19 protein-coding genes and 1 pseudogene are annotated in these 22,200 nt (G+C 64.4%); 11 read left to right on the forward strand and 9 right to left on the reverse strand.

Annotated features, from left to right (window positions below; genetic code table 11):
* Positions 1 to 71: 71 nt before the first annotated feature.
* Positions 72 to 1,478 carry a sigma-54-dependent transcriptional regulator gene (locus tag ACTHN9_RS28550; RefSeq protein ID WP_440540192.1) on the reverse strand — a complete coding sequence of 469 codons (1,407 nt, stop codon included), beginning with the start codon at positions 1,476 to 1,478 and terminating at the stop codon, positions 72 to 74.
* Positions 1,479 to 1,678: 200 nt separating this feature from the next.
* Entirely contained in the window at positions 1,679 to 1,963 is a 285-nt protein-coding gene (locus ACTHN9_RS28555; protein ID WP_440540193.1) for a hypothetical protein, read from the reverse strand.
* Positions 1,964 to 2,243: 280 nt separating this feature from the next.
* Between ACTHN9_RS28555 and ACTHN9_RS28560 the strand changes: the two genes are divergently transcribed.
* Complete coding sequence (locus ACTHN9_RS28560; protein WP_440540194.1) at positions 2,244 to 3,305, forward strand: sigma-54 interaction domain-containing protein; 1,062 nt, start codon at positions 2,244 to 2,246, stop codon at positions 3,303 to 3,305.
* A gap of 108 nt (positions 3,306 to 3,413) precedes the next feature.
* Here the strand turns inward: ACTHN9_RS28560 and ACTHN9_RS28565 are convergent, their stop codons facing one another.
* Together ACTHN9_RS28565 and ACTHN9_RS28570 are read right to left on the reverse strand one after the other, a co-directional pair.
* Positions 3,414 to 4,763: an ABC transporter ATP-binding protein gene (locus tag ACTHN9_RS28565; protein ID WP_440540195.1), complete on the reverse strand. Its 1,350-nt coding sequence runs from the start codon at positions 4,761 to 4,763 to the stop codon at positions 3,414 to 3,416.
* A 69-nt stretch (positions 4,764 to 4,832) separates the two neighbouring features.
* Complete coding sequence (locus ACTHN9_RS28570; RefSeq protein WP_440540196.1) at positions 4,833 to 6,587, reverse strand: ABC transporter permease; 1,755 nt, start codon at positions 6,585 to 6,587, stop codon at positions 4,833 to 4,835.
* Between the two features lie 634 nt (positions 6,588 to 7,221).
* On the opposite strand from ACTHN9_RS28570, the gene ACTHN9_RS28575 reads away from it, so the two are divergent.
* Positions 7,222 to 7,488 (forward strand): double-stranded DNA-specific endonuclease, encoded by a 267-nt coding sequence (locus tag ACTHN9_RS28575; RefSeq protein ID WP_440540197.1) that lies wholly within the window; start codon positions 7,222 to 7,224, stop codon positions 7,486 to 7,488.
* 83 nt (positions 7,489 to 7,571) lie between these two features.
* On the opposite strand, the gene ACTHN9_RS28580 is transcribed toward ACTHN9_RS28575, so the two are convergent.
* Both ACTHN9_RS28580 and ACTHN9_RS28585 read right to left on the reverse strand, forming a co-directional pair.
* Positions 7,572 to 8,888: an ATP-binding protein gene (locus ACTHN9_RS28580; protein WP_440540198.1), complete on the reverse strand. Its 1,317-nt coding sequence runs from the start codon at positions 8,886 to 8,888 to the stop codon at positions 7,572 to 7,574.
* Positions 8,872 to 9,594 carry a response regulator gene (locus ACTHN9_RS28585; protein WP_440540199.1) on the reverse strand — a complete coding sequence of 241 codons (723 nt, stop codon included), beginning with the start codon at positions 9,592 to 9,594 and terminating at the stop codon, positions 8,872 to 8,874. The genes ACTHN9_RS28580 and ACTHN9_RS28585 overlap by 17 nt, the downstream gene beginning before the upstream one ends.
* 207 nt (positions 9,595 to 9,801) lie before the next feature.
* Here ACTHN9_RS28585 and ACTHN9_RS28590 point away from each other — a divergent pair, with 207 nt between their 5' ends.
* The 5 genes from ACTHN9_RS28590 (at position 9,802) to ACTHN9_RS28610 (ending at position 14,969) form a co-directional block, all read left to right on the forward strand.
* Positions 9,802 to 10,422 (forward strand): Spy/CpxP family protein refolding chaperone, encoded by a 621-nt coding sequence (locus tag ACTHN9_RS28590; protein WP_440540200.1) that lies wholly within the window; start codon positions 9,802 to 9,804, stop codon positions 10,420 to 10,422.
* A 485-nt stretch (positions 10,423 to 10,907) separates the two neighbouring features.
* Positions 10,908 to 11,597: an ABC transporter permease gene (locus ACTHN9_RS28595; RefSeq protein WP_440540225.1), complete on the forward strand. Its 690-nt coding sequence runs from the start codon at positions 10,908 to 10,910 to the stop codon at positions 11,595 to 11,597.
* Between the two features lie 18 nt (positions 11,598 to 11,615).
* Complete coding sequence (locus tag ACTHN9_RS28600; RefSeq protein WP_440540201.1) at positions 11,616 to 12,329, forward strand: ABC transporter permease; 714 nt, start codon at positions 11,616 to 11,618, stop codon at positions 12,327 to 12,329.
* A gap of 3 nt (positions 12,330 to 12,332) precedes the next feature.
* A complete protein-coding gene (locus ACTHN9_RS28605; RefSeq protein ID WP_440540202.1) occupies positions 12,333 to 13,100 on the forward strand; it encodes an ABC transporter ATP-binding protein in 768 nt (255 codons plus the stop codon).
* Positions 13,101 to 13,862: 762 nt separating this feature from the next.
* Complete coding sequence (locus tag ACTHN9_RS28610; RefSeq protein ID WP_440540203.1) at positions 13,863 to 14,969, forward strand: porin; 1,107 nt, start codon at positions 13,863 to 13,865, stop codon at positions 14,967 to 14,969.
* Between the two features lie 258 nt (positions 14,970 to 15,227).
* On the opposite strand, the gene ACTHN9_RS28615 is transcribed toward ACTHN9_RS28610, so the two are convergent.
* Both ACTHN9_RS28615 and ACTHN9_RS28620 read right to left on the reverse strand, forming a co-directional pair.
* A complete protein-coding gene (locus ACTHN9_RS28615; RefSeq protein ID WP_102649078.1) occupies positions 15,228 to 15,566 on the reverse strand; it encodes a P-II family nitrogen regulator in 339 nt (112 codons plus the stop codon).
* 88 nt (positions 15,567 to 15,654) lie between these two features.
* Positions 15,655 to 17,349, reverse strand: a pseudogene (locus ACTHN9_RS28620) (NAD+ synthase).
* A 107-nt stretch (positions 17,350 to 17,456) separates the two neighbouring features.
* Between ACTHN9_RS28620 and ACTHN9_RS28625 the strand changes: the two are divergent.
* Together ACTHN9_RS28625 and ACTHN9_RS28630 are read left to right on the forward strand one after the other, a co-directional pair.
* On the forward strand, positions 17,457 to 18,632 hold the full coding sequence (locus tag ACTHN9_RS28625; protein WP_440540204.1) for a GNAT family N-acetyltransferase: 1,176 nt from the start codon (positions 17,457 to 17,459) through the stop codon (positions 18,630 to 18,632).
* 34 nt (positions 18,633 to 18,666) lie between these two features.
* Positions 18,667 to 18,948, forward strand: a complete 282-nt coding sequence (locus tag ACTHN9_RS28630) for a GIY-YIG nuclease family protein (RefSeq protein ID WP_440540205.1) — start codon at positions 18,667 to 18,669, stop codon at positions 18,946 to 18,948.
* Here ACTHN9_RS28630 and ppa read toward each other — a convergent pair.
* A complete protein-coding gene (gene ppa, locus ACTHN9_RS28635; protein ID WP_440540206.1) occupies positions 18,938 to 19,465 on the reverse strand; it encodes an inorganic diphosphatase in 528 nt (175 codons plus the stop codon). The genes ACTHN9_RS28630 and ppa overlap by 11 nt on opposite strands.
* A 232-nt stretch (positions 19,466 to 19,697) precedes the next feature.
* Between ppa and ACTHN9_RS28640 the strand changes: the two genes are divergently transcribed.
* Together ACTHN9_RS28640 and ACTHN9_RS28645 are read left to right on the forward strand one after the other, a co-directional pair.
* Positions 19,698 to 21,137, forward strand: coding sequence for an aldehyde dehydrogenase family protein (locus ACTHN9_RS28640; RefSeq protein WP_440540207.1), 1,440 nt, complete (start codon positions 19,698 to 19,700; stop codon positions 21,135 to 21,137).
* Positions 21,138 to 21,311: 174 nt separating this feature from the next.
* Complete coding sequence (locus ACTHN9_RS28645) at positions 21,312 to 22,070, forward strand: SDR family oxidoreductase (protein WP_440540208.1); 759 nt, start codon at positions 21,312 to 21,314, stop codon at positions 22,068 to 22,070.
* The last annotated feature ends 130 nt before the right edge of the window (positions 22,071 to 22,200 follow it).

The following is a 22,200-nucleotide window of genomic DNA, read 5'->3' on the forward strand; positions in this document are numbered from 1 at the left end:
CTAGTGCCTGGCGCCTGGCGCCTGGCGCCTGGCGCCTGGCGCCATCAGACATCAGACATCAGCGCATCGCCTCAGTTTCCGGCCGTCGCCTCGCCGGGCTCGCCTGCCACGTCGCTCTCGCTCGCGGCGGACTTGGCGTCCTCTCCGTACTCGACGAGCCGGTTATAGAGCGTCTTCAGGCTGATTCCGAGAATTTCGGCCGCGCGCGTCTTGACGCCGCCGCACTGCTCGAGCGTCGCGAGGATCAGTTGGCGATCGGCGCTGGCGAGCGACGTCCCGAACGGAATCGTCACCGCCGTGCCCGTCGACGGCTTCGATAGCGAAATTTGCAGCGGCACGGCCGCCGTGCTGTCGGCGTCCGGCGCGGCCATGATGAAGGCGCGCTGCACGTAGTTCTTCAGTTCGCGCACGTTGCCGGGCCACGGATACGACAGCATCATGTCTTTCACGGCCGGCGGGAATTGCTTGCGCGAGCCATGACGCTCGTTGAGCTCGTCGAGAAATGCCTGCGCGAGCAGCCACGTATCGTTGCCGCGCTCGCGCAGAGGCGGCAGGCTGATCGGGAACACATTGAGGCGGTGATAGAGATCGAGCCGCAGCTTGCCTTCCAGCACCGCCTCTTCCGGGTCGCGGTTCGTCGCCGCGATGACGCGCACGTCCGTTTCGATTTCCTTCGTCGTCCCCACGCGCATGAACATGCCGGTCTCGAGCACGCGCAGAAACTTGACCTGCAGCTCGGCCGGCATCTCGGTGATTTCGTCGAGGAAAATCGTGCCGCCGCTCGCCCGCTCGAAGTAGCCCTTGTGCTGGCGGTCGGCGCCCGTGAACGAGCCGCGCTCATGACCGAACATCTCCGACTCGATCAGATTCGGCGAAATCGCGCCGCAATTGACGGCCAAGAACGCATGCTTGCGGCGCAAGCTCAACTCGTGAATCGTCTGAGCGGCAACCTCCTTGCCCGTCCCGGATTCGCCGACGAGCAGCACCGATGCCGCCGTCGGTGCAACCCGGCCGATCTGATCGTAGACCGATTGCATGGCCGGCGAATTGCCGAGCATCAAGCCGAAGCGGCCCATGCGGCGCAATTCGCCGCGCAGCGTGCCGATCTGAGCCTTCAAATCCCCCGCGCGCGGCAAGCGATCGAGGACCGCCTTCACGCGCTGCATGTTGATCGGCTTGACGAGGTAATCGGTGGCGCCCATCTTGAGCGCCGTCACGGCGGATTCGACCGTCGCATGACCGGTGATCACGATAATTTCGACACCCGAGCGAGGATCGAGATCCTCGAACAGGTCGACACCGCTGCCATCGGGCAGTTGCAGATCCGTGAACACGACGTCGGGCGTTTGACGCACGAGTTGGATGCGGGCCTCGCGCAGGTCGCCGGCCGTCGCGGTCGTCAAGCCATCGGCGGCAATGATCGATACGAGCGCTTCGCGGGTTTCGGGGTCGTCGTCGACTATCAGCACATGTGGCATCGTGTTCGCTGGTCAGTAGATGAATAAGTTGAAAGAGGGGCATACCCCGGCGCGCGGCGCGAGCCCGGGCCGCCTGCGCGGCTCGTGGCGATATTGTGCCTAGACGAGACGAGTCGCGCGAGCCATTCGGTACACCCCATGTAAAACGGGCGCCGCCCAGCCGGCGGCGCCCTCGGTACCACCGCGCGCGGAAAGCGGCGTCAGCTATGCCCGTGAGGGAAGATCCACGCGTCGCGCGTACCGCCGATGCGTCCGAAAGCGCCGTGGCCCGCACCGTTGGGCATGACATCGCGCCCGGGACCGCTGTCGGACATCGCCGGCGTGGCGGGCGCGCCGGCGACCACCGCGCCGCCTTCGCCCTCCCACCGGCTCAGCTCGCCAGCGAGCCGCGCCTGCGAAGCGCGATGCTTTTGCGCCCAGCGCCAAGCGATAACGCCGCCAACCGCGACGAGCGCGCCAAAAATGCCGATTTTAGGACGAGCCATAAGATCCCCCTGGCATTGCTCGGTTTATTGACGAATGCAAGGTGAAGCGGCGCTCGCGTGCCGCCCGGATTCTCTTGGGATCGATCCGGACCCGCCAAGTTCCGCACACCGCCCGAATTCGGCCAGCCGCAGTTTTCGTGCCCGGCATGCCGCACGACGCGGGTGCGTGCAGCCCACGTTGCATGGTTAAATACTCTTTTGGAACTCGCTACGCGCATCGCCGCCGAAGGAAGGTCGCGCCACTTCTTCCAAGCGGCGGCGCTCCATGGACTGCAATCACATGCCCGAGTCTACCGATGTTGAAACGCCAGCCGCGGCGCCGGACCGAGACGCAGCGGCACGATTCGCAGCAAGCCTCGCACGCGACGCGGCGGGGCTCGAATCGTACGGGATGCTCTACGGCTCCTCGCCGTCGATGTTGGAGCTGTACGAACAAATCGAGCGCGTCGCGTCCACCGACGCGACGGTGCTGGTGGTCGGCGAATCCGGCACCGGCAAGGAACTCATCGCGCGCACGATCCACGATCGCAGCTCGCGCAAGAGCGGCCCGTTCGTCGCGGTCAACTGCGGCGCCATTCCGGACAGCCTGCTCGAAGCGGAATTGTTCGGTCATGAACGTGGCAGCTTTACCGGTGCCGTGCAGGGCCGCGCCGGTTACTTCGAGCATGCGAACGGCGGCACGCTGTTCCTCGACGAAATCACCGAGATGATGCCGGTTCGCCAAGTCAAGCTACTGCGCGCGCTCGAAACAGGAACGTTCTATCGCGTTGGCGGGAACGAGCTGCTGCACAGCGACGTGCGCGTCATCGCCGCGACGAATCGCGATCCGCTCGTGGCCGTGAAGGAAAACGGCTTGCGCGAGGACTTGATGTATCGGCTCGCCGTGTTTCCGTTGCGCGCGCCGCCGCTGCGCGAACGAGAAGGCGATCGCGAATTGCTCGCCCAGCACTTTCTCGCCGAACTGAACGCGCAAGAAGGGACCCACAAAGCGTTCAGCAAACGGGCGAGGGAAACGCTGCGCACCTACTCGTGGCCCGGCAACGTGCGCGAATTGAAGAACAGCGTGTATCGGGCCTTCATTCTCGCGGAGAAAGCGGTCGAGATCGAGCATCCTCGGCTTGCCGCGCGCTCGAAGAAGGCCGTCACGCAGGGCGATGCGATGAGCATTTGGGTTGGCACGCCGCTGGCCGAAGCGCAACGGCAGATTATCCTCGGCACGCTCAAGCATTGCGGCGGAGACAAGCGCCGGGCGGCAAAGGCGTTGGGGGTGAGCTTGAAGACGCTCTATAACCGCCTAGGCGCCTACGAGGACGAAAGCGACGCCGACGCATCGGAGGCGTAAAAACAAACGCGCCGCATACGCCCCGGGGGAGGAGACGTGTGCGGCGCATTCAGCAGCCCGATGCGGCCGATGCAATCGATAGGCTCGCTCGCCTAGCCGCTTGCGAGCTTACGACTCGACGTCTTCGAGGCTGAAGATTTCGGTCTGGTCGTTGTACGAGAAGATCTCGCCGTAACGGCCCCAGTTGATGACGGCGTCGAGCGTTTCTTCGGCGGCGCTGTCCGATAGAAAATCCTCGAGTTCCTGCTCGAAGCGCACGCGCGGCGCGCGGTGGCCGGGCCGCTCGTTGAGCACCTTCTTGATTCGCGCCGCAAGCGGTACGTGCCGCAGCAGATGCTCGGCGAACATCATCTTGCGCTCTTGCGTGCCGAATTCGGCGAATACGCGCGCCGGCGGCGTGAGGAAGATGTCGCCTTCGCGCACGTCGGCAAAACCGAGGTGCTGGAGCACTTCCGCGATCGGGAACAGATCGTCGACTTCGAGATGCAGCGAGCGCGCGATTTCCGGCATGTCCGCTCGCCCATGGTACGGCGGGGCGGCCAGCGTTTCGATCAAGCCCGCCATCAAGTTCGTCGACACGCTGGGCAGCCAGCTGCCGAGTTCGAGACCCTTCTTCGTCGCTTCGTCGGTGCGGCGGGCCGTCATCTTCGCGTAGATCTCGTCAACCAGCCGCCGGAAGGCCGGATCGAGCCGGTTGCGCGGATGTGCGAACGGCACCTTGATCTCCGCCAGCACGCGGCCCGGGTTCGACGCGAGCACGAGGATCCGATCGCACATGAACACCGCTTCTTCGATATTGTGCGTGACGATCAGCACCGATTTGATCGGCATGCGCCGCTGCGTCCACAGATCGAGCAGATCGGTGCGCAGCGTTTCGGCCGTCAGCACGTCGAGCGCCGAAAAGGGCTCGTCCATGAGGAGCAGCGTCGGGTCTACAACCAGCGCGCGCGCAAAACCCACGCGCTGGCGCATCCCGCCCGACAGCTCGCGCGGATAGGCGTTTTCGAAGCCGTCGAGACCGATGAGGTCGATCGCGGCCAGCGCGCGCTCGCGCCGTTCGCGCGCCCCGACGCCCAGCGCCTCGAGCCCGGCTTCCACGTTCTGCAGCACGGTCAGCCAAGGAAACAGCGCGAACGTCTGAAACACCAGCGCCACGCCTTCGGCGGGGCCCGACAGCGGCTCGCCGAGGTAGCTCACCTCGCCGGCCGTCGGTTCGATTAGGCCCGCGATGATGCGCAAGAGCGTGGATTTGCCCGATCCCGACCGCCCGAGCAGCCCCACGATCTCGCCTTCGCGCAGCGAAAGATTGACGTCGTCGAGCACGAGCAGCTCGCCCTGCGCTTTGGCGAAACCGCGGCGCACGCCCTTGACGTTGAGAACTTCCTCGCCCAGACGCGGCGCGGTCGTGGCCGCGCCGGCGAACGGCGCGGCGCTTAGGTCAGCTTTGGGATTTTGCATTGCGCTTCACTCTTGATTTGAGCACTCGGTCGGCGCGCGAGCCACAAAGGCGCGCCTGGACGGCATGGGTCAGTCGAGCCGCAGCTTCGCCTCCGCATAGGCGTACAGCGGACGCCACAGCAGACGGTTGAACAACGTCACGAACAGCGACATCACGGCGATGCCGAGAATGATCTTCGGGAAATCGCCGGCTGCCGTGTATTGCGCGATATAAGCGCCGAGCCCGTGCGCCGCGACCTTCGTGTCGCCCCATTGCACGAGTTCCGACACGATGCTCGCGTTCCACGCACCGCCCGATGCCGTGATCGCCCCCGTCACGTAATACGGGAAAATGCCCGGCAGCATGGCCTGGCGCCACCACTGCCAGCCGCGAATGCGGAAGTTCGTCGCCGCCTCGCGATAATCGTTCGGATAGGCCGTCGTGCCCGCGATGACGTTGAACAGGATATACCACTGCGTCCCGAGCACGATGAGCGGCGACAGCCAGATATCGGGGTTCAGGTGGAACCGAACGATGACGATGACGAACACCGGGAACAGCAAGTTCGCCGGGAACGCGGCGAGAAACTGCGCGATCGGTTGCGCCTTCTCGGCAAGCGCGGGCTTCAACCCGATTTTGACGCCGAGCGGCACCCAGATCAGCGACGAAATCGCGATCAGCACGACGACGCGTGCAAGCGTAATAAAGCCGAGCAGGAACACATGGCCTACATCGGCCCCCGTCACGCCCGTACGCACGTAGGACACGACGCGCCAAACGACGTAGACGGTGGCGACCAGCAAGAGCAGCGCCCAGACGATATCGGCGGCCAGCGAACGCTTCTCGCTCTTGGCCAAGCGCGCGAACGAGACGGTATCGATGCGCGGCAAACGCAACGGCAGGCGCGCGAGTTTAGCGAACACCCAGCCGGCGGGCACGAGCAGCAAATGGATGAGACGCGTGCGGCGCACGAGGTCGAGCAGCCACGATTCGGGGGCATCGCCGGAACTCGTCGTTTCCATGCGGAACTTGTCGGCCCAGGCGACGAGCGGGCGGAACATCAATTGGTCGTAAGCCAGAATCACGACCGTCATCGCCAAGATCACCCAGCCGATGGCGGGGAGATTCTTGTTCGCGATCGCTTGCGCGAGATAGGCGCCGATTCCCGGCAGCGTGATCGTGTTGTTGCCGACGGTGATCGCTTCGGAAGCCACGACGAAGAACCAGCCGCCCGACATCGACATCATCATGTTCCAGATCAGCCCCGGCATCGAGAACGGCACCTCGAGCTTCCAGAAGCGTTGCCAGGCCGTGAGGTGAAAGCCGCGCGACACTTCGTCGAGGTCGCGCGGCACCGTGCGCAGCGACTGGTAGAAGCTGAACGTCATGTTCCAGGCTTGCGAAGTAAAGATCGCGAAGATCGCCGCCAGTTCGGCGCCGAGCACGCGCGCCGGGAACAGCGCCAGGAAGAACGTGACCGTGAAGGAAATGTAGCCGAGCACCGGCACCGACTGCAGAATGTCCAGAATCGGCACCAACACCATGCCCGCGCGGCGGCTCTTGGCGGCCAAGGTCCCGTAGACGAGCGTGAACACGAGCGAGGCCACCATCGCGGCCAGCATGCGCAGCGTCGTGCGTAGCGCGTACTCGGGCAGCATCGCCGGATTGAGCGAAATGACCTGCGTCTTCAGGGTCGAGATCGGCGCCATCGTCTGGTGAAAGCCGATCGCGGCCATGGCGATCACGCAGATGATGAGCGGGAAGGCGACGAAATCCCATCGGTTGGGCGCAAGTCGCCACGCCGAAGCATTGGCCGTGCGGTTCAGGTTAAAGCCGAAATCCATCACGCCCCCCTCGCGCCGCGCGGCGAACGATAAGCGGACGCGGGCAGGCCGGGGGCGCAGCCGGCGGGCGCCGGCGAGCTGGCGCGGCGCAGTACGCACGGGACGGCGGGACGATCCGAGACACGGAATACAAGCATGACGAGCGTATGGTTGCGGTGATGCGTTTTGAGTGCGAATCGTTGACTGCTGGACCGTGCGTTTTGGCTTGCCGGCCCTTGCCGCCTTTTCGACGGCACGACACTACTACAACCTGTGTTTCAGGCACAACCGCGCCGGTCACAAAATTCGCGCCAGCCCGGCATTTCGCCGCTTCGCCCCCGCGCGAGCCGTCAGCGGCACGCGCGCGCGGGCACCGCGGCTCGAACTTCGGCGCGGCGCGCGAACATCGTCGAAAATTGCCTATCGCCGCCCTTTGCCGCGGCAAAGCCCCGCGATACCGCGCCCTCGGGCGCAAAAAATGCGAGGCACGACGAGCGAACGCGAAATTATGCCGTGAAGCGGGGCTGCGGGGAACCCACGGGCGGTCGACCGAGGGCCGCTCGACGGAAAATCGGCGAGCAACGGTACTTCGGCGAGAGCGCGTATGATCGGTTTCTCGTGGCGAGTGAACCTACCGACCTACCGGGAGATGCGCATGAAAGGAAATCTGGTCATCGTCTGTCGCGACCAGGATGCGAACGCCTTCGACGACCTCATGGCCGAATACGGCGCGTTCCAGACCAGGCTATCGTCCACCTCGTGGTATTTGAAGCTCGACACCGAACCGGAGGAAATCCAGGAGGAAATCCTCGCCCGGCTCGGCAAATATACGACGCACTATATCTTCGAAGCGAACAGCGTCACCTACAACACGGTCGATAGCGAGGCGGCCGCCGCACTCGATTCGCTGTTCGCGGAATAACAGCAGGCGGCTAACCCCTCGTTTCGTGCGGGCTGCGTCAAGGCACGACACGCCGCGCCAGGGCAACCCGACGCTGCCCGACGTTACCAGCCTTGTTCCGGCTGCTGCGCCGGCCGTGCCGTGGCGGCGAGGGGAAACGTCATCGCCACGCGCAGGCCGCCCTCCGGCGCGTTGCCGATCTCGCACGCGCCGCCCTGTCGCCGCACCAGCCGCTCGACGATCGCAAGCCCGAGGCCGCTATGGCCGTTGCCGCCGCGCGCCGGATCGAGCCGAACGAACGGCCGGCTCGCGTTGACGAGATCCTGCGGCGCAATGCCGCGGCCGTGATCGCTGACCGACAGCGTCCACCCCGCTTGCGTGCGCTCCGTGGCGATCACCACGGGCGGCGCGCCGTAGGCATGCGCGTTGTCGAGCAAGTTCGAGAGGATTCGCTCGAGCGTCGCCGTCGGCAAAACGAAGTCCCGCCCCGCCGCCAACTGCGTACGCACGGCCGGGCTGCCGGGTGCGACGGCGCGATAGGTCCGCGCGATACGCGCGCATTGCTCGTCGACTTCGACCGGCTCGCTGCGATCCGAGCCGTCGTGCGCGAAGACGAGGAATTGGTCGACGATGTGCGCGAGCGCGTCCACATCGCGCACCACGCCGTCGCGCAGCTTCGCCTCTTCCATCATCTCGGCACGCAAACGCAGGCGCGCGAGCGGCGTCTTCAAATCGTGCGCCACGCCCGCGAGCATCACGGCGCGGTCCTGCTCGGTACGCGAGACCTCGCGCACCATCTGGTTGAAGCCGCGCGTCAGCTCGCGCAGCTCGCGCGGACCGCGCTCCGGCAGCGGCGGCACGCTCTGCCCGCGCCCGAAACGCACGACCGCTTGCGCGAGCGCCGTCAGCGGCTGCTGCAAACGCCACGCGACGAACAGCGCGCACATCACCGCCAGGGAAAAGATGAGCGCGAGCCATTCGAACATCTGGTCGCGCGGGCGCGGCGGATGCAGCGACGTCATCGGCACCACGATCCAGTTCTGATCGGCCGCCTCGTGCACCCACAAGGTGGGCGGCCGGCGCGGCGGCCCGATACGCACGAGCGAGCCGGGCGGCAGGCGATCGTGCAGGTCGTCGGCGAAACGCTTCAACGGCCGCGGCAAATCCCGATTGGGCTGCGGCACCTCGGGGCTGGACGGATCGACGAGCCGCACGCGCGAAGGCAGCGGCACGGTCGGTGTGCGCGCGACGTGCTGGCGCACCGCGTCGATCAGAAACGCCGCTTCTTCGACGGCGTAGCGTGCTTGAGACTGGCTGCGCTCCACCCGGATCAACAAGAACCAGGCGAAGTGCGAAATCAGCAGAACGGCGACGACGAGTAACGCGAGCCTGCCGAACAGCGAATCAATTGGGCGCCGCATTCGGTTCGCCGTTGGGGACGAAAACATAGCCGCGACCGCGAACGGTCTGGATGAAACGCGGCGTGGACGGGTCGGATTCGAGGATGCGCCGCAGCCGCCAGACCTGCACGTCGATACCGCGATCGGTGCCGTCGTACTCGGGACCGTGCAGCAATTCGAGCAGGCGCTCGCGCGTGAGCGTGCGCATGGGGTGGTTCACGAAAATCTTCAGCAGCGCGAATTCGCTGCCCGAAAGCGTGAGCGGACGCCCCTCGAGATTGAGCGTGCGCGCTTGGAAATCCAACTGGAAGCGACCGAACGGGAACGGCTCGCGCTGCTCCGGGGCCGCCGACGGCACCGTGCGGCGCCGGCGCAGCACGGCCTGCACGCGCGCCAGCAGTTCGCGCGGGTTGAACGGCTTGCCGAGATAGTCGTCGGCGCCCAGTTCGAGCCCGACGATGCGATCGACGTCGTCGGCGCGCGCCGTCAGCATGATCACCGGGATGTCGTCGCCGGTCGCGCGCAGCTTGCGCAGCGCGGTGAGGCCGTCCACGCCCGGCATCATCAGATCGAGAACGATCAAATCGGGCCGCTCGCGTTCGAGCCGGCGCTCGAGCGAAGCGGCATCGTGCAGCACCGACACCTCGATGCCTTGGCGAACGAGATAGTCGCGCAGGAGATCGCGCAGTTCGGCGTCGTCGTCGACGACGAGGATTTGAGTAGCCATGGGCGCAAGTTTAACGCTAGCGGCCCCCGCTCAGGCGCCAAGGACGCGGCAAAGGGTTACCGCGCGTTACCGCGTCACGGGCCCGTAATGGGGCGTAACAGCGCGTGGGCGGCGCGTAACACGCACCGGCAATGGCCAGCCTAGCCTGACGGTACCGAGCCGACGCACATTGCACGGCTGCGGTTTCCGACTGTTCAGGAGTCTGTGATGAAGCAACCCACCCGCTTGCTGCCCCCAACCCGGCGCGCACCGAAAACGAATTCGATCTCCCGTCTCTCGCCCCGCTGGGTCGCGCTCGCCGCCGCGGCGCTCACGCTGGGTTTCGGGACGGCTTACGCCGTCGAAGGCATGCCAGGGCCGGACGGGATGGGCCACTGGCACCACGAATGGCGCGGGCACCATCATGACGACGGCACGCTGCTTATGATGGAACTCGGCAAGCTGCACAACGAACTGAAGCTCACGCTCACCCCCGCGCAAGAGCAGCTTTGGCAGAACGCGCTGCAGACGATGAAGCAGGCCCATGAAGCCGCCCGCGCCGATCGCGAGGCAGCTCGAACGCAGTTCGAGGCATTGAGCCAGCAGAGCGTGATCGATCTGAACGCCATGCACGACGCCCACGAAAAGCTCGCAAACGAAGAGCGGCAACGGCGCGAGCAAGTAACGGCGGCCTGGTTGAAGGTCTACAACGGCCTCACCGAGCAACAAAAGAAGGTGGTCAGCGACGACATCAAGGCCCACTTCGCCCGCATGGCGCACCGCCACGACGGGATGATGCAACGCGGACATGACGACGCACCCGCATCGGCGCCATCGCAAAATCAGTAAGCCGCAGGGGGCGGGCCAATTGCCGCCCGTCATGTCATGTCTGCGCCCGCTTTTCCGCTAGTGCGCGCATCGCCCCACGGACGTGCTCGCCGCGGCTGCTCGGGTCCACCCGATGCCGCGGCGATTTTTCGTCCTGCCGCTTTTCCTGCCACTACACGCCCGCCGGCCTTCCCCCGCCATCCCTGCCCCTACGCACGGGTTCGCCGCAGTAGCGCCCTCGCTACGTTCGGGTAAAATACCGCGCTTTTCCGGCTGGGCGCCCTCTTCCCGGGGCGTTGGCGGTCCGGCTCGGCTCTGCTCGGCGCGGCGTATGTTCCAGTTCCCGGGCGGTGGCCGTCGCCGGCCATGGCCCAATCCGGCCTTCGTCCGCTCGCTTCCAGCCGGCGACGCTGGCCCCAATATGGGCGGGACGCTTTTTTGGCCGCTTAGTATTTCGTTTCGCGGTGCGCACCGTTGACGCGCCGTCAAGGACTGCACTTCCAACCATGTTTCTTCAAGGCTACGGCCCGCTGATCCTCGCCGGCACTTGGCAGACCGTCAAGCTCTCGCTGCTGTCGCTCGCGCTGGCCTTTGTGCTGGGCCTGCTCGGCGCGGCGGCGAAGCTGTCGAAAAACCCGGTGCCGCGGGGCATCGGCACGGTCTACACGACGCTCGTGCGCGGCGTGCCCGATCTCGTGCTCATGCTGCTGCTCTTTTACAGCATCCAGATCTGGCTCAACAATCTGACCGACCTGCTGGGCTGGGACGAGATCGACATCGACCCGTTCGTGGCCGGCATCATCGTCCTCGGCTTTATCTACGGGGCCTATTTCACCGAAACCTTTCGGGGAGCCTTCCTTTCCGTCCCGCGCGGCCAGTTGGAAGCGGGCGCTGCGTACGGCATGACGGGCTGGCAGACGTTCTCGCGCATCATGTTCCCGCAGATGATGCGTTTCGCGCTGCCCGGAATCGGCAACAACTGGCAGGTGATGGTGAAGGCGACCGCGCTGGTTTCGATCATCGGCTTGGCCGATGTCGTCAAGGCGAGCCAGGATGCCGGCAAAGGCACGCTGCGATTTTTCTTCTTCACGTTGATTGCGGGCGCCATCTATCTTGCGATCACGACGGTTTCGAATCTCGTCCTGCTGTGGCTCGAGAAGCGCTACTCGATCGGCGTGCGTAAAGCCGAGCTATAAGATCTGTCCATACCCACCATGATCGAGCTGATTCACGACTACTGGCGCAACTACCTTTTTACCGACGGCTACCAGACGACGGGCCTGGCCATCACCATGTGGCTGCTCGTCGTCTCGATCGGTATCGGTTTTTGCCTTTCCGTGCCGCTCGCTTGCGCGCGCGTGTCGCGCAACAAGGTGCTGTCGGGCGCCGTCTGGCTCTACACGTACATCTTCCGCGGCACGCCGCTTTATGTGCAGCTGCTGCTTTGCTATACCGGCCTGTACAGCCTCGACGTGGTGCGCAATCACGAGTTGCTGAATGCGTTCTTTCGACAAGGCATGAATTGCACGCTGCTCGCGTTCACGCTGAACACCTGCGCCTATACCACCGAGATCTTCGCGGGCTCCATCAAAGCGACAGCTTATGGCGAGATCGAAGCGGCGCGTGCATACGGGATGTCGACCTTTACGCTCTATCGGCGCGTCATCCTGCCCTCGGCCTTGCGGCGCGCGCTGCCCCTATACAGCAACGAAGTGATTTTGATGCTGCATGCGACGACCGTCGCATTCACGGCCACGGTGCCCGACATCCTCAAGATCGCGCGCGATGCCAATTCGGCCACCTATATGTCGTTCCAGGCGTTCGGTATCGCGGCGCTGCTCTATCTCGGCATCTCGTTCGCGCTCGTCGCGCTGTTCCGCCGCGCCGAAAGGCGCTGGCTCGCCTACCTGCGCCCGCAAGGCAAGTAACTCATGCATAAGCTTTTCATCGACGGTCTGCACAAGCACTACGGCAGCAACGAAGTCCTCAAGGGCGTTTCTTTAAAGGCCAATGCCGGCGACGTGATCAGCGTCATCGGCTCGTCGGGATCGGGCAAGAGCACGATGCTCCGCTGCATCAACTTCCTCGAACAGCCGAGCGCCGGACGCATCTTCGTCGATGGCGAAGAAGTGCGCACCGCCAAGGACAAAGCCGGTGCGCTGCGCGTGGCCGATCAGAAGCAACTGCAGCGGATTCGGACGAAGCTCTCGATGGTGTTCCAGCATTTCAATCTCTGGGCACATATGAACGTGCTGGAGAACGTCGTGGAAGCGCCGATGCATGTGCTGGGGCTCTCGCGCCGAGACGCAGAGGAACGCGCGCGCACCTACCTCGAAAAAGTCGGGCTCGCACCGCGGCTGGAAAAGCAATATCCGTCGCATTTGTCGGGCGGCCAGCAGCAACGCGTGGCCATCGCGCGGGCGCTGGCGATGGATCCCGACGTCATGTTGTTCGACGAGCCCACCTCGGCGCTCGATCCGGAACTCGTCGGCGAAGTGCTGAAGGTCATGCAGAAGCTGGCAGAGGAAGGCCGGACGATGATCGTCGTCACGCACGAAATGGGATTCGCGCGCAACGTGTCGAATCACGTGATGTTCTTGCATCAAGGCCGTGTCGAAGAAGAAGGCGCGCCGCAAGAAGTGTTCGGCAATACGAAGAGCGAGCGGCTGCGGCAGTTCTTGGCGGGAAGTTTGAAGTAAGTCGGTTCGGGCCGTTCGGCCCGCACGCGCAGATCGCGCGAAACCTTCACCGGCGCTCCGTCTCGCGCGCCATCCAGACAGACGGGTGCATCCCGCCGCTCGCGACTGGCGGCCAGCTTCGCCGGCTCGCCATCCCTAGACCCAAACCATACTCGCGGCACGCGCTCGAGCGCCTTGCCGCAAAGTTATCGCCAATCGAGCGGCAATCGCCGCGACACGGCGGCCCGGGGCTTTCGCGCTGGCGCCCCCTCTTGCGCACGCGAGTGCGCACCTCCCTCGCACCCATCCGCGCCCCTCATTCGAAGCGCAGCTGCACCCGATTACCCTCATCAATATTTCCCGTCAATACCAAAATTCCTGAACGACAACATCGCGCAACCTGTGCGTCCGTTGTCGCACTACGACACGCAAGGCGTTCCGGGGGGCCGCGGCGGCCCGTCCCAGCATATGAATATGGCAATTAAGAGACACCTGCTAGCCAGACTACGATTTGCTTGGCCACGACTCTGTATTTTTGCTAAATTAGTAACCAAAGTAGCAAAACAAAGTTCTGCAAATGTAGTTTTACTTCAAACGAGGAGACACCGCCCCACGAGCGGTCTCGAACCCGAGTGCAGCGCGTCCGGCTCACCCAGCCCGCAGCTAGGCCTCGAGCGTTCCGATGGATCTCCCCTGATACGGATTCCCGCTCGGGCGATGCTCTCGCCCGAGCGCTATTCGCAGTAGTTGGCTTCACTTTTGACAGGGTAAATGGAGGAGAAGATGAAGAAAGCTTTGCTCGCCGCGGCGCTCATGTCCGCCGGTGTCATCGCTCACGCTCAAAGCAGCGTGACGTTGTATGGCCGCTTGGACGGAGGTATCGAGTACATGACGGGCATCCCCAATGCCACGGGCGGCGGTTCGAGCTCGCGTTTCCGCGCTGAGGGCGGCGACTGGGGCACGAGCCTGTGGGGCATGAAGGGTGTTGAAGACATCGGCGGCGGCAACCAAGTCGTGTTCAAGTTGGAAAACGGCTTTGGCCTGATGAACGGTGCAGCCCAGGGCAACCTCTTCAATCGGTGGGCGACGGTCGGTCTCTCCAACGCGAACTACGGTACGTTCACGATGGGCCGCATGCTCTACATCTCGAACGGCGTGTGGGACTTCGATCCGTTCGGTCAATCGAGCTGGTCGTCGGCATCGCTCGTACGTGGCCGCAACTGGCCGCAATCGAGCAACAACTTCGCGTACCAATCGCCGAAGTGGGGCGGCTTCGACTTCTACGGTCAGTACTCGCTGTCGAACCAAACGAAGTGGAACGGCAACAGCACGGCACCGGGCGCGCAAGGGCGTGAAGACGGTCTGCAACTGACGTACACGAACGCGCTGTTCCAAGTGCGCGGCATTTACGACGAAATCCGCAATCCGGCAACGGGCCAGCTGAACAACAACGGCGTCGGTGGCGATGGCGCGTTCTCGTTCTCGCGCGAATACACGGCTGCCGCGAACGTGTTCCTCGGTCAGTTCAAGCTTTCGGGCGCCTACCAAGCGATCCGTACGTCGGGCGCGAGCGGCGTGGCCCTGGGCACGCCGACGTCGCTCGATCACGAATGGGGTGGTGTGACGTGGCAAGCCACGCCGGCTCTCGCCGCGATCGCCGCCGTGTATCACGTGAACGGCAACAACGGTGCAGGCAACGCGACGATGTACACGGTCGGTGGCACGTACAACTTGTCCAAGCGCACGCTGCTCGACATCCAGATCGCAAGCGTTCGCAACAGCAAGAATGCGAACTTCAGCCTGGAAGCGAATGGCATTGGCAACGCGGACAACCCGCTGGGTGGTCACAGCCAATCGGGCGTCTACGCCGGCATTCAGCACTCGTTCTAATCGAACGGGTAGCCTAAAAGAACAGATTTAACTGCGTTTTATAGTTTCAAGTTTCACGCTGCTGCGAGAGGCGCGTATCGGTGCGATGTCCCGTCAGGGCGTCGCACCTTTTTTTTGTGTCTACGTTTTTGTATGTGTAGCAGCGAGACCTAGCGCGATCGGTACGCCTACGCGCATAGGCTCGCTAGCCGAGACGACCGCCTTTGCGTGAAGATGGCGGGCGCCCCGGTGCAATGCGTTGCGTTCGAACGCGGCGCCTTAAACCGCCGCCTCGTTCTCCTCGCCCGTGCGAATCCGAATCACGCGCTCCACTTCGGTCACGAAGATCTTGCCGTCGCCGATCTTACCGGTGCGCGCCGCGCCGATGATGGCGTCGATCACTTGATCGCATTGCGCCGCCGCCACCACCACCTCGATCTTCACCTTCGGCAGAAAATCGACGACGTACTCGGCGCCGCGATACAGCTCGGTATGCCCCTTCTGACGACCGAAGCCCTTGACCTCGGTCACGGTCAGCCCTGTCAGGCCCACTTCGGCCAACGCTTCGCGGACTTCGTCGAGCTTGAACGGTTTGATGATAGCGGTGATTCGTTTCATGATATGCCTCGTGGGAATCCGACGAACTGATGAATCAAGGGAATGGATCGATTCTACGCCCCGGCGCCGAGCACACCGGGGCGCGGGTTCATTGAATGGGTTCGGTATAGCGCGAGGTGATCGGATAGCGCCAGTCGCGGCCGAATGCACGATGCGTGACGCGTATGCCGATCGGCGCCTGACGCCGCTTGTATTCGTTGAGCTTGATGAGCCGCGTGACGCGCGCAACGTCCTCTCGCGCATAGCCGGCAGCGACGATCTCGGTCAGCGATTTATCCTCTTCCATGTACATGCGCATGATCGCATCGAGCACTTCGTACGGTGGGAGGCTGTCCTGATCGGTTTGGTTCTCGCGCAACTCGGCCGACGGCGCGCGCGTGATGATGCGCTCGGGAATCACGTTGCGCCGCGCGAACGATGCTGCGCCGTTGCGGTAATGGCACAGCCGATAGACCAGCGTTTTGGCGATGTCCTTGATGACGGCGAAGCCCCCCGCCATGTCGCCGTACAACGTGCAATACCCCACGGCCATTTCGCTCTTGTTGCCTGTCGTGAGCACGAGCGAGCCGAACTTGTTCGACAGGGCCATCAAGAGCGTGCCGCGAATCCGCGCTTGGATGTTCTCCTCGGTGGCATCCTCGGGCAAGCCGTCGAACTCGTTCGAGAGCGCTCCCCGGAACGCTTCCATCATCGGCGCGATTGCGATTTCGTCGTAGCGCACGCCGACGCGCCGCGCCATCTCGGCCGCATCGGACGTGGAGATATCGGCCGTATAGCGCGACGGCATCATCACCGCGCGCACCCGCTCGGCGCCGAGCGCATCGCAGGCGATCGCCAGCACGAGCGCCGAATCGACGCCGCCCGACAAGCCGATGATCGCGCCGGGAAATCCGTTCTTGCCGATATAGTCGCGCACGCCGAGTACGAGCGCGGCATACACCTGAGCTTCGAGCGAATCCGCCGGGGCGATTTCGCCCGCGAGGGGCCGGCCGTCGTCGAACTCGACCAGCGCATGGCCCTCGACGAACTGCGGCATGCGCGCCACCATCCGGCCTTGCGCGTCGAGCACGAACGAGCCGCCGTCGAAAATGAGTTCGTCCTGTCCGCCGACGAGGTTCACGTAAACAACCGGCATGCCCGTTTCGGCCACGCGCGAGCGGACAATATCCACGCGCGTCGCTTCCTTGTTCATGTGGAACGGGGACGCGTTCGGAATCAGCAACACTTGCGCCCCTGCGGCTTTCGCGAGTTGCGCGGCCGACGAATGCCAGGCATCTTCGCAGATGATGAGGCCGTAGTTCACGCCGTCGAGCGCAAAGACGAACGGCGTCGTGGCCGAGGCGAAGTAGCGCTTTTCGTCGAATACCTCGGTGTTCGGCAGGTCCTGCTTGAGGTAGGTGCCGACGATCTTGCCGTCGGCGATCACCGAAGCCGCGTTGTAGGTGTCGACGGGCGAAGCGCCACGCTCGATCGGCTGGTTTGCATTACCATCGTCATGCGCCGGATCATGGGTGCGGTGAGGATGGCCGACGATCACGTGCAGCCCGCCAAGCGGTTGCAACTGCCGCGCGAGATCGGCGAGCGCCGCGGCGCTCGCGGCGTAAAAGGCAGGACGCAGCAGCAAGTCTTCGGGCGGCTAGCCCGAAAGCGACAGCTCGGGCGTGATCACGAGCTTGGCACCGTCGCGGTGCGCGGCACGCGCCGCCTCGACGATCTTCACGATGTTGCCGGCGAAATCGCCGACGGTAACGTTGATTTGAGCTAATGCGATACGGGTCTTCATGAGCGGTGAGCGGCAAGCGGCCGGACGGCGGGACGACTCGGCAAAACGAACGAAGGGGGCGCGCGCATGCACACGCATTGCGCCGTCCGAAGAACACGGTTAGACAGTTGAAACAGGAACGCATCGATTATCGCATGGGGCTCCTCGCCTCGCCGCTCGAAGTCGACGCGCGCGAATGGAACGCGCTCGTCGCGCGCCAAGCTCAGCCGACGCCGTTCTTGCGCCACGAATTCCTGAGCGCGCTGACGAGCACGCAGTGCGCGACCGAAGAGACCGGCTGGAGCCCGCGTTTCGTCACGCTCGTCGACGAGCGCACCGGCGCGCTGGCCGCCATGGCGCCGCTGTACGTGAAAAACCACTCGTACGGCGAGTACGTATTCGATTGGGCATGGGCCGACGCCTATCAGCGCAACGGCCTGGCGTACTATCCCAAGCTCGTATGCGCGGTGCCGTTCACGCCCGTGCAGGGCACCCGGCTGATCGCGGTCGACGATGCCGCGCGGCGCCAACTCGCCGCCACGCTCGTCGCGCTGGCGGAGCAATCGGACGTCTCGTCGCTGCACGTCCTGTTTCCGACCGAAGCGGAGGCCGATGCGCTCGCCGGCCTTGGGATGATGCGCCGCGAAGGCATCCAGTTTCACTGGCTCAACGACGGCTATCGCGATTTCGACGATTTCCTCTCGACGCTGGAGCAGAAAAAGCGCAAGAACATTCGCGCGGAGCGGCGCAAGGTGCGCGAGGCCGGCGTCACGCTGCGCCGCGTACGCGGAGAGGATGCGACCGATGCCGATTGGCGTTTCTTCAACCGTTGCTATCGGCAGACGTACCGCGAGCACTTTTCGTCGCCGTATCTGAATCTCGACTTTTTCCGCACGATCGGGCAAACGATGCCCGAGAACCTCTTGCTCGTCATCGCCGAGCACAAAGGGCGCCCGATCGCCAGCTCGCTGCTCGTCTACCAGCGCGACGCGAAAACAGGCGGTGTGCTCTACGGCCGCTACTGGGGCGCGATCGAACACGTGCCGTGCCTGCATTTCGAAACGGCCTACTATCAGCCGCTCGAGTTCTGTATCGAAGAGAAACTCGCGGTGTTCGAAGGGGGCGCGCAAGGCGAACACAAGATGGCGCGGGGCTTCATGCCCACGGTCACGCACTCGGCCCATTGGCTCGCGCATCCCGCGTTCGCCGATGCCGTAGCGCGTTTTCTCGATAACGAAGCGAACATGATTCACGCGCACGTGGACGAGTTGCGCGAGCACGATCCGTTCAAGAAACGCGCGTAGTGCGGCCCTTAAACGTCAACGGAACGATGCGACGATGGCTTGGTTTCTGTACTTGATCGAATGCGAGGACGGCAGCGTCTACACGGGCATTGCCACCGATGTCCAGGCGCGCTACGCGAAGCATGCGACGGGCAAGGGCGCCCGCTATACGCGTGCGCGCAAGCCCGTCGCGCTGCTGGCTTCATTCGAACTGGCCGATCGATCGAGCGCATTGCGCGCCGAATATCGGGTGAAGCAACTGGCGCCGGCCGACAAGCGTGCGCTTGCCGCGGGCACGCGCACGCTGGAATCGGTCCTGCCCGAACTTACTTCTTGAAGTTCGCGACGCCTTCGGTGATTTCCTTGTGCGCGGCATCGATGCCGGCCCAGCCTTCGACCTTGACCCATTTACCCTTCTCGAGCGCCTTGTATTGCTCGAAGAAGTGCTTGATCTGATCTTTGAGGTAGCCGGGCACATCGTCGATCGACTTCATGTGCGCCGTCATCGGGCACAGCTTGTCGTGCGGCACGGCCACGAGCTTCGCGTCGACGCCCGATTCGTCCGTCATTTGCAGCATGCCGAGGGCGCGCGAGCGCACGACGCAGCCCGGGATCAGCGGGAACGGCGTGATGACGAGCACGTCGACAGGATCGCCGTCGCCCGACAGCGTTTGCGGGATATAGCCGTAGTTGACGGGGTAGCGCATGCCCGTGCCGATGAAACGATCGACGACGAGCAGGCCCAGTTCCTTATCCGCCTCGTACTTGACCGGATCGCTTTGCGCCGGGATTTCGATGACGACGTTGAAGTCTTGCGGAAGATCCTTACCCGCGGGGACGTGATTGAAGCTCATGGCGTTCTCTTCAGGAAATGGAAACGGGAAAACGTGAGGCTCGCGCCGGATGCGGCAGCTAGCGCCTGCTCGATCGAGACGCGCGCAGGGCCACTCGGGCGCACCGCTGGCGGCGGCAGGCATTGCGCGCCATTATAGCCGAGCGGCGTGCGCCACCTCCCGCACGGAACACGCCATAATGGCGCCCAGTGACGTTTCGACAGACGGGTCCGACTCGAACGAGGAGCCTGGGATGGAAGAAGCGAAGCATTTCATCGGCGGCGGCTGGGCCCACCCGGCCGGGCAGGAATCGATCGACGTGATCGATCCGTCGGACGGCCAACCGTTCGCGCGCATCGCGCGCGGCAATGCCGCCGATATCGGCGCCGCCGTCGCGGCCGCCCGCGCGGCGTACGACGGCGCTTGGGGACGGATGAGCGCCGCCGAGCGCGGCCGGGTCATGTACGGCCTCTCGATGCGAGTCGCCGCGTGCGCCGACGAACTCGCCCGCCTGGAAGCGCGCGATACGGGCAAGCCGCTGCGCGAAGCACGCGCCGATGCCGCGGCGCTCGCGCGCTACTTCGAGTTCTACGCGGGCGCATGCGACAAATTGCATGGCGCGACGCTCCCCTACCAATCCGGCTATACGGTGCTGACGGTGCGCGAGCCGCACGGCGTCACGGGTCATATCGTGCCGTGGAACTACCCGATGCAGATTGTCGGACGCAGCGTCGGTGCGGCGCTCGCGGCCGGCAATGCGTGCGTCGTCAAGCCGTCCGAGGATGCCTGTCTCTCACTGCTGCGCGTGGCCGAGCTGTCGCTCGATGCCGGCCTGCCCGCGGGCGCGCTCAACATCGTCACGGGGTATGGCACTGAAGCCGGCGCCGCGCTGGCGGCCCACCCGGGCGTCGACCACCTTTCGTTCACCGGTTCGCCGGGCGTGGGCACGCTCGTTTCTCAACTGGCTGCCGAACACCACGCCCCCGTCACGCTCGAACTGGGCGGGAAATCGCCGCAAATCGTCTTTGCGGATGCCGATCTCGATTGCGCCCTGCCCACGCTCATGGCCGCCATCGTGCAGAACGCCGGCCAGACCTGCTCGGCGGGTAGCCGTGTGCTGATCGAGCGAGCCGCCTATGCACCGCTGGTCGAACGGCTAGCCGCCGCGTTTCGCGCGCTGCGGGTCGGCCCCAGTGCCCGCGATCTCGACTGCGGCCCGCTCATCAATGCGAAGCAGCATCGACGCGTGGCGCAGTTCGTCGCCGATGCTAAGCGCGAAGGCGTCCGTCTGGCCGCGCAAGGCGAGGTCGTGGCCGAAGCCCCCTCGGGCGGCTTCTACCAGGCTCCGACGCTATTCACGGACGTACCGTGCAACCACCGCATCGCCCAAGAGGAGATCTTCGGGCCTGTGCTGGCCGCCCTGCCCTTCGACGACGAAGAACAAGCCTTGGCGATCGCCAATGGCACCCGCTACGGGCTCGTCGCCGGCCTCTGGACGCGCGATGGCGCGCGCCAATTGCGCGTGGCCCGGCGGCTGCGGGCGGGGCAGGTGTTCATCAACAATTACGGGGCGGGCGGCGGCGTCGAGCTGCCGTTCGGCGGAACGGGCCGATCGGGCCACGGGCGCGAGAAGGGATTCGAGGCGCTGTACGGCTTCACCGCATTGAAGACGATTGCGATTCGGCACGGCTAGGCGGTACGGTCACGCGGCCGGGCTCGCCGACGTCGTATCGAATATACAAATCGAAGCAATAAAACGTCAGCAAGAGCGAAAGACGCGCATAAATCGGCGCCGATCGGAACCGAATGAGGTCCGACCGAACCAGAACTAGAACCCACAGGCCGACGAGGCCAGGAGGCAGACAGCATGCGATTGCAAGGTAAAACAGCCGTGGTAACCGGTGCCGGCTCGGGCTTCGGCGAGGGCATTGCCAAAACCTTCGCTCGCGAAGGGGCGAACGTCGTCGTCAACGATTTGAACGGCGCGGCCGCCGAGCGTGTCGCGAGCGAGATCGCACTCGCGGGCGGACGTGCGATCGCGGTGACCGGCGACGTCACCCGCATCGACGATTGGCATGCGCTGCGCCAAGCGGCGCTCGACGATTTCGGCAGTGTGCAGGTCGTCGTCAACAACGCCGGCACGACCCATCGCAACAAGCCCGTGATGGAGGTGACCGAGGCCGAATTCGATCGCGTCTACGCGGTCAACGTCAAGAGCATCTACTGGAGCGTGCAAGCCTTCGTGCCGTACTTCCGCGAGCAAGGAGGCGGCATATTCGTGAATATCGCCTCGACGGCCGGCGTGCGCCCGCGGCCCGGCCTCGTTTGGTACAACGGCAGCAAGGGCGCCGTCATCGTCGCTAGCCGCGCCCTCGCCGCCGAACTCGGCCCCGACCGGATCCGCGTGAACTGCGTGAATCCGGTGATCGGCGAAACGGCGCTACTCTCCGAATTCATGGGCTGCGAAGACACCCCGGAAAACCGCAAGAAGTTTCTGGCCGGTATTCCGCTTGGCCGCTTTTCGACGCCGCAAGACGTGGCGAACGCCGCGCTCTATCTCGCCTCCGACGACGCGGCGTTCATCACCGGCGTCAGCCTGGAAGTGGACGGCGGGCGGTGCGTCTGAGTCCACGAACCGGCGTTTGGCGGTGCGATCGCCTGCTGCCGCTGTCCCTACTGCCCCACATCAGCAACGAAGACCGCCGTTAAGAAAGACCACAACGAAGAGGAGACAACGAACATGGCAAGTCCCAACC

Origin of the sequence: Trinickia sp. (assembly GCF_051953405.1) — a bacterium.
GTDB lineage: Bacteria > Pseudomonadota > Gammaproteobacteria > Burkholderiales > Burkholderiaceae > Trinickia.